This window comes from Myroides sp. LJL119 (assembly GCF_054871605.1).
Genome location: NZ_JBTXLO010000010.1, coordinates 55235 through 70136, shown reverse-complemented (window position 1 = coordinate 70136; position 14902 = coordinate 55235). Strand labels below are relative to the sequence as shown.

The 14902-nt window shown below is 31.8% G+C and carries 18 protein-coding genes; 13 read left to right on the top strand and 5 right to left on the bottom strand.

All coding sequences use genetic code 11. The annotated features are described in order from the left end of the window. The first annotated feature begins 33 nt into the window (after window positions 1-33). Together ACYSNV_RS10800 and ACYSNV_RS10795 are read left to right on the top strand one after the other, a co-directional pair. Window positions 34-675, top strand: coding sequence for a TatD family hydrolase (locus ACYSNV_RS10800; RefSeq protein ID WP_461762574.1), 642 nt, complete (start codon window positions 34-36; stop codon window positions 673-675). A 31-nt stretch (window positions 676-706) separates the two neighbouring features. Then, window positions 707-1423, top strand: a complete 717-nt coding sequence (locus ACYSNV_RS10795) for a tRNA threonylcarbamoyladenosine dehydratase (RefSeq protein ID WP_461762573.1) — start codon at window positions 707-709, stop codon at window positions 1421-1423. Window positions 1424-1466: 43 nt separating this feature from the next. Here the strand turns inward: ACYSNV_RS10795 and ACYSNV_RS10790 are convergent, their stop codons facing one another. Further along, window positions 1467-2657: an aromatic amino acid transport family protein gene (locus tag ACYSNV_RS10790; protein ID WP_461762572.1), complete on the bottom strand. Its 1191-nt coding sequence runs from the start codon at window positions 2655-2657 to the stop codon at window positions 1467-1469. Between the two features lie 40 nt (window positions 2658-2697). Then, window positions 2698-3903, bottom strand: a complete 1206-nt coding sequence (locus ACYSNV_RS10785) for an aromatic amino acid transport family protein (RefSeq protein WP_461762571.1) — start codon at window positions 3901-3903, stop codon at window positions 2698-2700. 184 nt (window positions 3904-4087) lie between these two features. Between ACYSNV_RS10785 and ACYSNV_RS10780 the strand changes: the two genes are divergently transcribed. Beyond that, window positions 4088-4498 (top strand): Fur family transcriptional regulator, encoded by a 411-nt coding sequence (locus ACYSNV_RS10780; protein ID WP_461762570.1) that lies wholly within the window; start codon window positions 4088-4090, stop codon window positions 4496-4498. Here the strand turns inward: ACYSNV_RS10780 and ACYSNV_RS10775 are convergent. Then, a complete protein-coding gene (locus tag ACYSNV_RS10775; protein WP_461762569.1) occupies window positions 4495-5478 on the bottom strand; it encodes a YpdA family putative bacillithiol disulfide reductase in 984 nt (327 codons plus the stop codon). The genes ACYSNV_RS10780 and ACYSNV_RS10775 overlap by 4 nt on opposite strands. 138 nt (window positions 5479-5616) lie before the next feature. On the opposite strand from ACYSNV_RS10775, the gene ACYSNV_RS10770 reads away from it, so the two are divergent. Next, window positions 5617-5763: a hypothetical protein gene (locus tag ACYSNV_RS10770; protein ID WP_461762568.1), complete on the top strand. Its 147-nt coding sequence runs from the start codon at window positions 5617-5619 to the stop codon at window positions 5761-5763. Window positions 5764-5864: 101 nt separating this feature from the next. Here the strand turns inward: ACYSNV_RS10770 and ACYSNV_RS10765 are convergent, their stop codons facing one another. Both ACYSNV_RS10765 and ACYSNV_RS10760 read right to left on the bottom strand, forming a co-directional pair. Continuing rightward, on the bottom strand, window positions 5865-6560 hold the full coding sequence (locus ACYSNV_RS10765; protein WP_461762567.1) for a YceI family protein: 696 nt from the start codon (window positions 6558-6560) through the stop codon (window positions 5865-5867). Window positions 6561-6807: 247 nt separating this feature from the next. Next, a complete protein-coding gene (locus tag ACYSNV_RS10760; protein ID WP_461762566.1) occupies window positions 6808-7311 on the bottom strand; it encodes a hypothetical protein in 504 nt (167 codons plus the stop codon). A gap of 127 nt (window positions 7312-7438) precedes the next feature. Between ACYSNV_RS10760 and ACYSNV_RS10755 the strand changes: the two genes are divergently transcribed. The 9 genes from ACYSNV_RS10755 (at window position 7439) to ACYSNV_RS10715 (ending at window position 14900) form a co-directional block, all read left to right on the top strand. After that, entirely contained in the window at window positions 7439-8014 is a 576-nt protein-coding gene (locus ACYSNV_RS10755; protein ID WP_461762565.1) for a DJ-1/PfpI family protein, read from the top strand. 87 nt (window positions 8015-8101) lie between these two features. Beyond that, the gene (gene nadC / locus ACYSNV_RS10750) at window positions 8102-8968 is read left to right on the top strand and encodes a carboxylating nicotinate-nucleotide diphosphorylase (RefSeq protein WP_461762564.1); all 867 of its coding nucleotides are present in this window, start codon (window positions 8102-8104) and stop codon (window positions 8966-8968) included. Between the two features lie 145 nt (window positions 8969-9113). Beyond that, window positions 9114-10001 carry a YihY/virulence factor BrkB family protein gene (locus ACYSNV_RS10745; protein ID WP_461762563.1) on the top strand — a complete coding sequence of 296 codons (888 nt, stop codon included), beginning with the start codon at window positions 9114-9116 and terminating at the stop codon, window positions 9999-10001. Between the two features lie 39 nt (window positions 10002-10040). Then, window positions 10041-10469, top strand: coding sequence for a DUF2147 domain-containing protein (locus ACYSNV_RS10740; protein WP_461762562.1), 429 nt, complete (start codon window positions 10041-10043; stop codon window positions 10467-10469). Between the two features lie 126 nt (window positions 10470-10595). Then, window positions 10596-13046 carry a replication restart helicase PriA gene (gene priA / locus ACYSNV_RS10735; protein WP_461762561.1) on the top strand — a complete coding sequence of 817 codons (2451 nt, stop codon included), beginning with the start codon at window positions 10596-10598 and terminating at the stop codon, window positions 13044-13046. Window positions 13047-13164: 118 nt separating this feature from the next. Next, window positions 13165-13506: a 30S ribosomal protein S6 gene (rpsF, locus tag ACYSNV_RS10730; RefSeq protein WP_461762560.1), complete on the top strand. Its 342-nt coding sequence runs from the start codon at window positions 13165-13167 to the stop codon at window positions 13504-13506. 5 nt (window positions 13507-13511) lie between these two features. Then, a complete protein-coding gene (rpsR, locus tag ACYSNV_RS10725; protein ID WP_155092406.1) occupies window positions 13512-13808 on the top strand; it encodes a 30S ribosomal protein S18 in 297 nt (98 codons plus the stop codon). 16 nt (window positions 13809-13824) lie between these two features. Beyond that, entirely contained in the window at window positions 13825-14268 is a 444-nt protein-coding gene (gene rplI, locus ACYSNV_RS10720; protein WP_461762559.1) for a 50S ribosomal protein L9, read from the top strand. Between the two features lie 158 nt (window positions 14269-14426). Further along, window positions 14427-14900, top strand: a complete 474-nt coding sequence (locus ACYSNV_RS10715; RefSeq protein ID WP_461762558.1) for a DUF6495 family protein — start codon at window positions 14427-14429, stop codon at window positions 14898-14900. The last annotated feature ends 2 nt before the right edge of the window (window positions 14901-14902 follow it).

Genomic DNA, 14902 nt, shown 5'->3' with positions numbered 1-14902 from the left:
AGTAATTATCCAAAAGCAATATTTTTTCATAAAATGAAGATAAACATACATACACACCAATTAATTTCCCAGGATAATATAGTAGAAATCTTACAAGTATATCCCAATCTTATAGGTTTGGACGTGCCTACTTTTTCTATAGGTATTCATCCATGGTATATATCATTGAACCAGGTAGAGCAAGATTTACAAACCATTGAAAATGTTATACAAACCAAAGCATGCTTGGCCATAGGAGAATGCGGTTTAGATAAAAATAGTAGTGTTAGTCTTTCTGATCAATTACAAGTGTTTCAAAGTCAATTACTACTTGCACAGAAATATAAAAAAGCCGTAATTTTGCACCTGGTTTCTCATTTTGATCATGCAATGGCCTTGAAAAAAGATCTTGATATAACGGTCCCTTTAATAGTTCATGGTTTTAGGAAATCATTATCGTTGGCTCAAAATCTTATAGACAAAGGATTTTACCTTTCATTTGGAAGTGCTTTATTAAAAAGTGATAAGTTGCAAGAGACTTTTAAGAGCTTACCAAAGGAGCGATTGTTTTTAGAAACCGATGATCAAACGGATTTCACAATAGATCAAATTTATGGTAAGGCCCAAGAATTAGTACCAGGTATAGAAAAGCAAATACTTGAAAATTTTAAATTAGCTTTTACAAAAGATGTATAACCTAGCTACAGCTAGTATAAATAGATAATTAATGGCAGTATGGCAAGAAAGAGCAGAGTTACTTTTTAAAGAACAGGGATTAAAGAAGTTACAAGAAGCTAAAATTTTGGTTGTTGGTTTAGGAGGAGTAGGTTCCTTCGCGGCGGAGTTTTTAGTACGCGCTGGAATTGGTAATATTACGATTGTTGATGGGGATACTGTAGATATCACAAATATAAATAGACAATTACCAGCTTTACATTCTACTATCAATAAACCCAAGGTAGAAATTGTTGCAAAGCGTTTAATGGATATTAATCCGGAACTAAAACTAGTTTGTATTCAGGAATTTATTTCTCCAGAGAGAGCTCATGAGATCGTAACTCAAGACTTTGATTATGTTTTAGATTGTATAGATAGTGTAACTCCAAAGGTGAATTTAATTTTAGCGGCAAAGCGAAAAAAGGTTAAGGTCATTAGTAATATGGGAGCGGGTGGAAAAATGGACACTAGTCGTGTGGTTGTTAAAGATATTAGTAAAACGGATGTTTGTCCACTTGCTAAGCAAATTCGTAAAAGGCTTAAAAAAGAGGGGATCTCTTCGGGAGTTAAGGCGGTTTTTAGTACCGAGCATCCTGATGAATCAAGTCTTAAGATGACAGATGGTAAAAATTTCAAAAAATCCTTTTTTGGAACAAATAGTTGGATGCCTGCTTTATTTGGTTTAAAGTCTGCAGAGCATGTTATTTGTTATCTGCTAAATAGATAATTAAAAGATTTAAAAAAGCCGATCTAAAATAGATCGGCTTTTTTTATATGATTTTAAAACTCATTAAGATTTGCAAGGCAATAATTAGTATGGATAAGGCCCAAAGAAATGCAAAAGCTATCATTTGCATTTTTGTGGTTTTTTTTCCAACTTGTTTTTGTGCTTTTTTTAGCATTAACATTGGCATTATTAATGCTAATACTACTAAAGATATCGAAGCATATCCAAGTGCTAAAATAAAACCATCAGGATAATATAAAGCAAAGAGGATAGGAGGTATGAAGGTTAGGGCGATAGCCGAATAATTGTTTTTTACATATGTTTTTGCCTTACCTAAATCCTTAATATAATCTAGTAAAGCAAGTGCAACTCCCCAAAAAGAAGTTAAAATAGCAGCAGCAGCAAAAATATTAAAAGAAATACGAATTAATTTAGAATCGTTAATATTTCTAATGGCATTTAATAAACCTTCTAGTCCCGTGTTTTGATTCAATATTTGGCTGAATATTTGACTACTAATATTTCCTAATATGGTCAATTCCCAAATCAAGTATAGAGCTAAAGGGATGCTACTTCCTATAACAAATACCCATTTTAATTTTTTTAGATCTCCCTCTAGGTATTTAACCAAGCTTGGTATAACCACGTAAAAACCAAATGAAGTGAATATTACAGGAATAGTAGCCAAAACAGGTATTGTATTGGAGGGAGTATGTTGTAGATTATTTATTTGAATCTTTGGTAGTAACATAACTATAACTACACATAAAAACAATAATTTTATAGAAAAGACTAGTTTAGTACTAATATCAACTACTCTTGTTCCAAATGCTATAATACCTCCAAAGAGAACAGCGAAAAGTATTGCGCTTGTTTGGGCAGATAACTCTGTTCCAAGGTAGTTGTTAAAGTTTGTTTTTAATATTTCACCGCCACCAGTAATATATGCGCTAACTAAGGCATACATTAATGTTAACATCCCAATGGCAGTAACCCCCGCACCTGGTTTTCCTAGATATTTTAAAGTAAGAGTGTTTAAGCCATCTTTGTAGGAGTTATATTTATATACATTAACTAGTAAAATGGAGGTGTAGCACATTGCAAACCATATTCCCACCAATATAAGTGTCATAAAACCAAACCCGACACTAGCTGAGATAATTGGCATGGCCAACATACCGGCTCCGATTGTTGTTCCGGCTACAATTAGGATACTTCCTATAAATTTTTGCATTTTTGATTAATATTTTAAAATTTGGGTAAGTTGTTTTTTGCTAATCTAGTATAGGTAGTTTTCCTAAACTCATTAAAGTTTGTATGATAAGGATGGAAAATCCGAATAAAATAATAAAGGAAAAGAATATTTTTTGTAAAATACTAATAGGTTCATTTTTACTTTTCTTCACTTTGATATACATGAAAACTGGAATAAATAAAGAAGTAATCACGACCGAAATTGCGGCATAACTTAAGGCTAATATAAATCCTTTAGGATAATATAAAGCAAATAATAATGGAGCTGTAAAGGTTAGTAAGAAAATTATAAATCTATTTTTTCCAAAAGATGTTTTTTTAGCTAGGTCTTTTATGTAATCAAACAAGGCAAGGGCTACCCCTAGTAACGAGGTTAGAATAGCAGCAGCAGTAAAAACATTTATAGGAATTTGCATCCACGTGGAGTTAGAAAGACTACTTACAGCTTTGATCATACCTTCTAAACCTTTATTCTCTTGAATTATGGTGTAGAATATATCTGGTTGAATACTACCCAAGATTGACATTTGCCAAAAGATATACACAACAAGTGGTAGTAAACTACCATAAAAAAAGGCTTTTTTTAGTAGTTTTTGATCGCCTTGTAAATAATTTACCATACTAGGAACGACAATATGAAAGCCAAAAGAGGTGAAAATCACAGGTATAGATGAATAAAATAGTTTTTGGTCTATTGGACTTGTTAATAAGTTGTCAAGTTTTATGTATCCTAACATGGTTAGTATTATGATGAACAAGAAAATTAGTTTTACAATAAAAATCCATCGTGTAGCAATGTCTACTAATTTAGCACCTAAAGCTACAATTGCACCAAAAAAGATTGTAAAAATAATAGCGGTTGTTTGGGAGCTTAGTTCAATGTGTAACCAAGTTTTTAAATTGTATTTTAAAATATCACTACCACCTGCAATATAAGCACTTACAAGTGCATACATTAAGCTAAGCATAGCGATTCCCGTTACAATTGACCCGGGTCTACCAAGGTATCTATAAGTCATGGTGCTTAAACCATCATTGTGATCATGGTCTTTATAGGTCTCTACAAGTAACATTGAGGTATAACACATTGCCAACCAAATTAGAATCATTACTAGCGTTATTCCAGGAAAACCGACACCTGAAGAGATAATGGGCATCGCTAACATTCCTCCTCCAATAGCAGTACCTGCTATAATTAGGATACTTCCAATTAATTTACTATTCACTTTATGTTTTTTTATTTGGTAATATTGTGAAAAAGTAAAAATATAAATTCACTTTTCACAATTTAAACCGATATTTATTATTTATTTTTAAGTAGCGATAAATCTAGATAGGTTTTTCTTTGGGATTACTTTTAGGATAGTACCTAGATTTTGGCTAATTTAAGAGCTGTAAAATATTCAAAATATGTTAGAATTAGAACAAGAATTAAAAGCCAAAGGTATTAACCCAACAGCGATGAGGCTCTTGATTTTTAAATATTTAAAACAACAAGATACAGCTGTTAGTTTGTCAGATATAGAGTCCAGCTTTGAATTGTCAGATCGTGTAACTATTTATAGGACTTTGAAAACGTTTGAGTCTAAAGGTATAATTCATGGGATAACATCCAATAATATTACACAATATGCCTTATGTCCTGCCAGTTGCAACGAAACGAGCCATCATGACACACATATACATTTTCATTGTAAAAAATGTCATAAAGTTGTTTGCTTAACTAATATATCCATTCCCAAAATAAACCTACCAACAGGATTTAAATTAGATGAATTCGAAGTTATTGGCAAAGGAGTTTGCCAAGATTGTCAATCTTAAGGTCTGCGATATCGGTGTTCCTCTATGATATGTTTGATAATGTGTTTAGCATGAACTCTGGAATTTTCAATGTAAAGCTTATGGGTATCAATTCCTCCGCATACAACACCTGCTAAATACAGATTGTCAATATTGGTTTGCATTGTTTCTGGGTCATATACTGGCTCTAAAGTTTTTAGATCGGCCACTTGTACACCCAATTTACGTAGAAATTTAAAGTTTGGGGTATAGCCCGTTAAAGCAAGTACAAAGTCATTTTTAATTGTAAATTCCTGGTTATTTTGTTTGTATGTTAACGTAGAGTCGGTAATGTCTGTTATTTCACTATTATAATGTGCAATAATACTTCCTTCTTTTATGCGATTCTCTATATCTGGTTTTACCCAGTATTTAACATGCTGACTAATATCAGATCCACGTATAATCATAGTTACCTTAGCTCCTTTTCGGTAGCATTCCAATGCGGCATCTACCGAAGAATTACTTGCCCCAACAACAACAAGATCGGTGAAGCTATATTGGTGAGGATCTTTATAATAGTGAGATACTTTGTTTAAATGCTCACCAGGTACATTTAATAAATTAGGTATATCATAAAAGCCAGTTGCAATAACAACATTCATAGCTTGATAATTACCTTTAGTGCTTTGGACGCAAAAAAGCGTATTGGTTTGTTTTTGAACATCTAAGACCTGTTCAAAAAAATGAATATTTAATTGATAATGTTTTGTTACACGTCTGTAGTATTCTAAAGCTTCACTTCGCTTTGGTTTGTTTTGTATACTAACAAACGGAATATTGTCAAGCTCTAATAATTCAGACGAAGAGAAAAATTGCATATTAACTGGGTAATGATATAGAGAGTTAACTAAACAGCCTTTTTCTAAAACCAGGTATGATAGTCCTTTTTTCTTTGCCTCTAGTGCGCAAGCAATACCAATGGGTCCTGCACCGACAATCACTATATCAAAATATTCCATATTCTTAATTATTCTCTTTGGTATGTATTAAATGTATTGTGATTCAAAGGTAGTACTTTTGTGTTAATTAGGCTACTAGAAAGGTAATATATACAAAAAAAGAGAGGGCTTTTTAAATGATTAAGATATTTCAATAGAATGAAAAAAGAGCTAAACAATAATAAATATGGGAAAAATAGTTTTGCTGTGGGGTATAAACAAATATCTTTGAATTATGTTCTGATGTATTGGCTAGCAGCTTTATATGACTTTGCTATATACATAAAGTCTTTTTTAAAGATTTAAAAAAAACAGGTAAAATCTAAAAGTGTTTTACTTAGAGAACTTACCTGTGATTAAATCTATAAAATGTAGATAGATTGTAATTATAAAACTTTATAAAAGTATTATTTTGCTTTATTTGCTATTAAGAAAATACCAATCTCCATATCTTGGCTGATTCCCCATTCTGCAGGATTTAGATCAATACCTTTGTCATCTTTAGTACCAAATTTAATACCCCAATCTGTACGGTTAGCAATAAAATTAGCTTCGATAGTAGCATTTTCCTCTGTGATTGTAACCTTTGCAGGGAAAGTAGTGTTTACTTGGTTTCCTAAAATTGTAAGGTTTCCACTAATTAACTTATTAGCTCCCTCAATGTTAGCTGGTGTATTGGCATCTAAGTCTTTTACACTTGTGATACTGAAAGTAACTGTAGGGTATTGTGCAACATCAAAGAAGTCAGCGCTTTTTAGGTGATTAGTTAAGTCTGTAACTTTTTTCTGATCATCTCCTACAGAAGCTGGATTTACTACGATTGTATTCATATCCATTGTGTAGTTTCCGGCATTTAAACCAGACGCGTCAATAGAGATATTCCCTTGGCTTAAAGAAACTCTACCCCATCTTGGGTCTATTCCAGCTTTATGTCCAACTTTCCAAGTGGTAAAACTGTTTTGCGTGTCTACAACATATTGTTGACCTTGTTCTTTAGCAACCTCTTGAGGAGTGGTAGTTGTTGCTGTGTCTGCATTTTTGTTTCCACAAGATGCAAGTGTCATAGTAGCTGCAATAGCTAAAGAAAGTACGATTTTTTTCATTTTGAAATGCTAATTTATTTTTAATCAAAATTACAATACTCTATTGTAATAAACAACGGGTCAGAAAAAAATGACCACGACTTTAGTAAATATTTTAGAAAAATACCTGGAAACAGGTAATGTTTTGTTTTTTTTACCCACCTTATTTTAAGGTTAAATTATAAAGTATTGTCTAACCTATTTTGTTATTTATCTATATGATTAAATCACATAGATAGTGATGAATGCTGGGAAAAGCTGAAAAATATTATTTTACTTCTTTAAAGGAAGCTAATATCTGTTTTACTTCTGCCGAATCATACACTTTCTCTCTTGTAGGAGACCATGATATAATTTGGTAATTAGCCTTTTTACCATCAATGAATGTTTGGGTCATAAACATGGATTGGTTGTCTAAATCCATTTGTAAAAAGTAAGTTTTAGCAGATAGAGAATCAATAGGGCTTGATTCTATTTTTTCAACTTTGTAATTTTTTCTTTGTTGATAGTTTTTTAAGCCTTTTTCCATGAAGTCTTCAAAGTCTTTAGTTTCTGCTTTTGATTGATGCATACTAACTAAATAAACTTGAGTGAAAGTGTTACCGTACTCAAAGTCTGCATTTGGGTACAGGTCTTCCATTGGAGCTAAAGCTGCTGGGATTTCTAACATGTAGTAATTCTCTACATACACATTTTGCGCTGGAGGTACAGACATCTCACCACAGCTTATGAAAGTTAAATAAGCGCAAATAAGTAAGAGTAAATTTTTCATAGTATCAATTTTAATAAAGTAAAGATAATTAATTTAATATAATTGTTAAAAAAATTAAGGATTATATTTGACTTCACATATAATATTGTTGTATTTTAGTAGGAGCGAATTAAATAAATAAAATATTATGGCAAAGAAAGTTTTAATGTTAGCTGGTGATTTTGTGGAAGATTACGAAGTAATGGTTCCTTACCAGGCTTTACTATCGGTAGGAGTTCAAGTAGATGTTGTTGCTCCAGGTAAAAAACAAGGGGAGACAATTGCAACCGCGGTTCATGATTTTGTCGGATTTCAAACCTATGTAGAGTTAAAGGGACATAATTTTACTTTAAATAAAACTTTTAGTGAAGTTAATATTACCGATTACCAAGGGTTATATATCTGTGGTGGACGTGCACCGGAATATATTCGTTTAAATAATGATGTGATTGAGCATGTTCGTTATTTCTTTTTACAGAATTTACCAGTTGCTGCAATCTGTCATGGAATTCAAGTATTAACTGTGGCTAATGTTTTAAATTCTCGTAAGCTTACTGCTTACCCGGCTATTGGACCGGATGTTACTTTAGCCGGAGCAGAGTATATTCAAATTGATGCGGATAAAGCTTACGTTGATGGTAATTTAGTTACTTCCCCTGCATGGCCAGGTCATCCTGCAATTTTAAAAGAATTTTATAAACTTTTAGGTGTAGTTATAAGTTAATTTAGTTTATAGCATATAATAGTATTTGCGAAGTTAAAGTAAGATTGCTAAACATTTCTTACTTTAGCCTCGCAAATTTTTTTATTTATGATTTCACAAGAACAATTTAATAAAGAACTAGATATTATTATTAACAATGCTCTACGTGAGGATATTGGTGATGGAGATCATAGTTCTTTGGCTTGTATTTCAGATCAAGCAAGTGGAAAAGCAATTATATTGGTTAAACAGCCTGGCATTATTGCAGGAGTAGATTTTGCCATTCGTATTTTAAAAGCTGTAGACCCAAGTTTAGCTGTACAGGTTAACAAACAGGATGGTCAAACTATTAAAGAGGGTGACACTATAATGAGTATTGCTGGTAATTCACAATCTATTTTAAAGGCGGAGCGCTTTATGTTAAACTCCATGCAGAGAATGAGTGCAATTGCTACTAAAACAAGGGAGTTTATGAACTTGCTAGAAGGAACTGGTGCAAAAATATTAGATACCAGAAAGACAACTCCTGGGATCCGTGCTATAGAAAAATGGGCTGTGAAAATTGGTGGAGGTGAGAACCATCGCTTTGCTTTGTATGATATGATTATGCTTAAGGATAATCATATTGATTTTGCAGGTGGTATTAAACAGGCTATTTTGCAAACTAATCAATATCTAAAGGATAATAATAAAGATTTAAAAATCATTGTTGAAGCAAGAAATCTGGATGAGGTTAGGCAAATTTTAGAATGCGAAGGAGTACATCGTATTTTACTAGATAATTTTGATTACGATCAAACTAAATTAGCTGTAGAATTAATAAAAGGCAAATGTCAAACAGAATCCTCTGGTAATATAAATGAACATACAATTAGAAAATACGCTTTGTGTGGTGTAGATTTTATTTCTTGCGGAGCTTTAACGCATTCTGTTCACAATTTAGATTTAAGTCTTAAAGCAGTAATAGACCAATAGAGTTTTCTTTATTACTATCAAATAGTTTTAAAATCTACTATACAATTTGTTATAGTAGATTTTTTTGAAAAATGGCTTATAATCATTAAAGTATATTTATCTTTAAAAAAGATAGTAATAATATCACGGAAGAAAATCATAGTAAATGGGGCGGAGTTTTAAAAAAATACCAATAGTGCATAAAAGCATCGCTTTTTTAAAAAGTATAAAATTCTCTTTCTTAGATGGGTATTCTTTATATGACTTATTAGAGCTTTATATATTGGGGCTTGTTAAAGGAGCTTTTTCTTATCGGGCAGGTTCAATTGCGTTTAGCTTTTTTATGGCTTTGTTCCCTTTTGCCCTTTTTATCTTGAACTTAATTCCTTATATACCTTTGGAAAATTTCCAGATAGATTTTTTAATATTTATTCAAAATTCTCTCCCTCCTAATACCTATGACGCGGTGGAATCTATTTTGATGGATATTATGAATAATAGTTATAAATCCTTACTTTCTTCAGGTTTCTTACTTTCTATATTTTTAATGACAAATGGAGTCTTTGCTATAATTGGAGGTTTTGAATCTTCCTACCATATTTCTATTTCAAGAAATTTTTTAAGACAATACTTAGTAGCTTTAGTGTTATCTGTAGTTTTATCTTTTTTACTGATTTTCTCTGTTGCTGTTTATGTAGGTTTAGAGATTTTGTTATATACGGTGGAATTAGATAATGCTTTTATTTTATGGACAAGAAATGTGTATTTATTAGTTGTAATTCTTTTAACAACTTCTATTTTATATAAGTTTGGTGCCAAACAAACCAAGCAGTTAGCATTTATTTCCATAGGCTCTGTATTTACTACGGTTCTTTATATTTTAACTTCCTATTTGTTTAGTGTTTACGTACTTCGCTTTGCACGTTATAATGAATTGTATGGCTCCATTGGAACTTTATTGGTTTTAATGTTTTATTTGTGGATTAACTGTATGATTTTATTGTTAGGTTTTGAATTAAACCTAGCAATAAGTAAAATTAAATCAAAAAAATAATTATATTTGATAGGAAGTATTAATTAAAAATGAAATTTTATGAAGAATTTGTTTTCAGTTTTAATCACGTGTATCCTTGTTATGGGGTCGTTAAATGCACAAAGTGTCATTGGTAAGTGGAAGACTATTGATGATGCCACAGGTAAAGAGAAGTCGATAGTTGAAATTTATAAGCAAGATCAAAAGTATTATGGGAAGATTATTGAGCTATTAAATCCTAGTAGTGAAAATCCGCTTTGCACAAAATGCTCAGGTGAAAGGAAAAACCAACCTATAACTGGATTAGTTTTTATAACAAACATGCAGGAGAAGTCTGGTGAACTCTCTGGTGGACGTATTTTGGATCCAGAGACAGGGAAAGAATATAAGTGTACAATTAAGTTAGATGGCCCTGATAGACTCGATGTTAGAGGATTTGTTGGAATTTCTTTAATTGGGCGAACCCAAAGTTGGACAAGAGTCAAGTAATATAAAAATCGATTCCTGTGAATCGTATAAGATAATAATAACAATCTAAAAGCACTTCCCGGTTAATAGGGTAAGTGTTTTTTTATTTTTGGATTGTTATATTTGTTGCTAATTAAAAATGCCAGTATGTATTATTTTGTTCAGGTGATTGTGCCTGTTGCCGTAGAACCTACATTCACTTATTTGGTTAGTCAAAGCGAATTTGAATTTCTACAAGTAGGAATGCGAGTTGCTGTTCCTTTCGGTAAAACAAAAGTTTATACCGCTATTGTTACAGAAAAACACCATCGTATACCTGAGGTTTATCAAGCAAAGCAAATTTATGAAATAATTGACTTAAAACCCATTGTTACACAAAATCAAATTGATCTCTGGATGTGGATTAGCGCTTATTATATGTGTACAATAGGTGAGGTATATAAAGGTGCAATGCCTAGTAATTTGCTTCTAGAGAGCGAAACTTTAGTGCAGTATAATGCAGATAATCAGATCGATCCAAATGAGTTAGATGATTCACAATATTTGATATACGAGGCTTTACAAAGCCAACCGATATTAAAAATTCAAGAAATAATTTCTATACTAGGAAAAAAGAAAGTATTTCCAATTATTAACTCGCTTTTAGAAAAAGGAATTGTAACTATACAAGAAGAGCTGATAGATAAGTATAAGCCCAAACAAGTGAAGTTTATTGATTTGGATGAAAAATATAAGCATGAGTATGCCTTGAGTGAGATTTTAGATGTTGTGAAAAATGCACCTAAACAAAAGAATTTAATGCTCTGTTTTTTAAAGCTTTACGGCTCTGGAAAAAACCCTGTACAAGCTAAAAAACTCTTACAAGAAGCTCAAGTGTCTTCTGCTGTATTGAAGGGACTTTTAGATAAGGAAATTCTACAAGAATTGTTTGTAGATCAAGATCGAGTTATTTTTGATCATGCCGTTAATCATAAAGTAGTTTTAAGTGAGAATCAAGACATTGCCTTAGAGCAAATAAAAAAGAGTTTTTTAAAAAAATCAGTTACCTTATTGCATGGTGTGACTGCCTCAGGTAAGACTGAGGTCTATATTAAATTAATAGAAGAGCGTTTAAGCGAACAAGGACAAATTCTCTTTTTGGTACCGGATATCGGGCTCACTACTCAGTTGGTAATTCGTCTAACCCAATATTTTGGCAATCAAGTAGCTGTTTATAACTCTAAATATTCAGCTAATGAAAGATTAGAAACATGGAATCAGGTATTAAATGGTTCGAAAAAAGCTAAAATTATTATTGCTACTCGGTTAGGAATATTTTTACCTTTTGATAATTTACAATTAATAATAGTGGATGAAGAACAGGAGGTGAGTTATAAGCAAATGGATCCAGCTCCTCGCTATCAAGCCAGAGATTGTGCAATTGTTTTAGCTACACAATTTAAGGCAAAAGTACTTTTAGGTTCGGCTACCCCTAGTTTGGAATCATATTACAATGCGACTCAAGATAAGTATGGTTTGGTGAACTTGGATAAGCGTTATAACAATATTGTTTTACCAGAGATTGTGTTAGTGGATTTAAAAGATCACTATAAGAGAAAACAAATGACTGGACACTTTTCTAATTTGCTGCTGCATGAAATTAGTCTAGCATTATCTTTAGGAGAGCAAGTAATTATTTACCAAAACAGACGAGGTTTCTCTCCTGTTGTTGAGTGTATGACTTGTGGTAATGTTCCCGAGTGTCCTTATTGCGATGTAAGTTTAACTTATCATAAGCACAAATCAGAGCTAAGATGTCATTATTGTGGTTATAGTTTGGCTATGCCAAAACAGTGTGTGAGATGTCACAGTGTGGATTTAAACACAAAAGGATTTGGAACCGAACAGGTTCAATTAGAATTAATGGAGATATTTCCAGATAAGACAATTTCTCGAATGGATCAAGATACTACTCGAGGAAAATATAGTTATCAAAAGATAGTAGAGGATTTTCAAAATAAACATATTGATATTTTGGTAGGGACTCAAATGCTTGCAAAAGGATTTGATTTTAGTAATGTTAATTTAGTAGGGATATTAAATGCCGATAATAGTCTATATCATCCAGATTTTAGAGCTTTTGAAAGAGCCTATCAAATGATGGTGCAAATTAGTGGAAGAGCTGGGAGAGGACAAAAAAAGGGAAAAGTTGTTATTCAGACCTATAATCCAAATCATAATATAATACAGCAAGTTACCAATTATGATTATCAAGGGATGTTTAAAGAACAAATGTATGATCGTTATAATTTTAAGTATCCTCCATTTTATAGACTTGTGAAAATAACTTTGAAGCACAAAGAATTTGAAAAGTTAAAACAAGCTTCTATTTGGTTATATAATTGTTTAAAACAAGAATTAGGTATACCAGTTCTTGGTCCTGAGGAACCAAGTATTAATCGGATAAGAAATCAATATCTGCGAATAATTTTAATTAAAATACCTCAAGAGAGATCTTTAATTAACACCAAGTTGACCATAGCAAAAGTGTTAAAAAGTTTTGAAGCTATTGGATCCTATAGATCTATTAGGCTAGTAGTTAATGTTGATTTTTACTAATCAGATAGTTGTGAATAAATAGGTTTTAATTCAAAATAAAATAATATTTAGCTTGTTTGGTATGGATATAAGATGTATTTTTGCAGCCAATTTTATAACAAATTAATTTTTTGTATTTATGAATCATTATGAAACTGTTTTCATCTTGAATCCCGTTTTATCTGAAGCACAGGTAAAGGAAACAGTAACGAAATTTGAAGAATTTCTTACTTCAAAAGGGGCTGAGATGGTAGCTAAAGAGGATTGGGGGCTTAAAAAATTAGCGTACGAAATCCAACACAAGAAAAGTGGATTTTATCACTTATTTGAGTACAAAGCACCTGGAGATGCTATTATCAATTTAGAGACTGAGTTTAGACGTGACGAGAGAGTTATGCGCTTTTTAACTGTGAGTTTAGATAAAGATGCAATCGCTTGGGCTGAGAGAAGAAGAGAGAAATTAAAATCTAAAAAAGCTTAATTATTATGTCTAGTATTGAGCAATCTGCAAAAGGTAAAAAAGACGGGGATATTAGATATCTTACGCCTTTAAATATAGAAACAAACAAAACTAAAAAGTATTGTCGTTTCAAAAAATCAGGAATCAAGTATATCGATTATAAAGATGCTGATTTCTTATTGAAATTCGTAAACGAGCAAGGTAAAATTTTACCACGCCGTTTAACAGGAACTTCTTTGAAATTCCAAAGAAAAGTTTCTGTAGCTGTTAAAAGAGCTCGTCATTTAGCATTAATGCCATATGTGGCTGATTTATTAAAATAAAAAAGAAGCAGAAACTATGGAACTTATTTTAAAACAAGACGTACAAAAGTTAGGATTTAAAGACGATATCGTAAATGTTAAGCCAGGATACGGACGTAACTATTTAATTCCTCAAGGACTTGCAGTTTTAGCTACTCCTTCTGCTAAGAAAGTATTAGCTGAGAACTTAAAACAAAGAGCACACAAAGAGGCTAAGTTAATTGCTGATGCAAAAGAAATTGCAACTGCATTACAGGCTTTAGATATTAAAATTAGTGTTAAGGCTGGTGGAGAGAAATTATTCGGATCAGTTACTAACCAAGATTTAGCTGAGGCTTTCGCTAAAGAAGGGCAAACAGTTGATAAAAAGTTTATTACCTCTGGAGTAATCAAACGTATTGGTAGATATACTGCTAGTGTTCGTTTACACCGTGATGTGATTATCGAAGTGGAATACGAAGTTATTCCTGAGCAAGAATAATCTAGAGATTATATAATTTAAAAAGCCCTCAATTTTGAGGGCTTTTTTTATTTAATTAAGTTAGATTAAAAAGTGTTTAGATAGATTTGTAATCTATGTTTTGATACTAGGGATTCTATATTAGAATTAGTATTTTTGATTTTTAAAAGTAAGATTTTATGAAATATACCCGTTTAACAAAGGAACAGTTGGAAGAAATGCATGGAGATTTTATTAATTTCTTGGCCAGCCAACAAATAGATAAGGGGCAATGGGATGATATGAAGACTAATTCCCCAGAATTAGTAGAGCAACAATTAGATTTGTTTTCAGATTTAGTTTGGGACGAAGTGTTGCAAAAGGCAGAGTTTCTTGAACATTATTCGAAGAATCATATATTTTTATTTGGTATTGATTCTACTGGTATTCACTCTATTGTGATTAAAAGTCTTCAGCAAGATATTGATTTTCTTTCAAAAGAAGGACTTCAGTGGTTGAGTGATGCTGTTTTTACCGATGAGGTGGAGGTGAAATATGGTAGCAAACCATTGAGTGATAAAAAGAAGGAGGAAATTTTCGAAATTATCCAACAAGGAGCTATCTTAAGTGATGGAGCATTATACAAGCAATTTAAAGAATTGTTGAAATTATAATC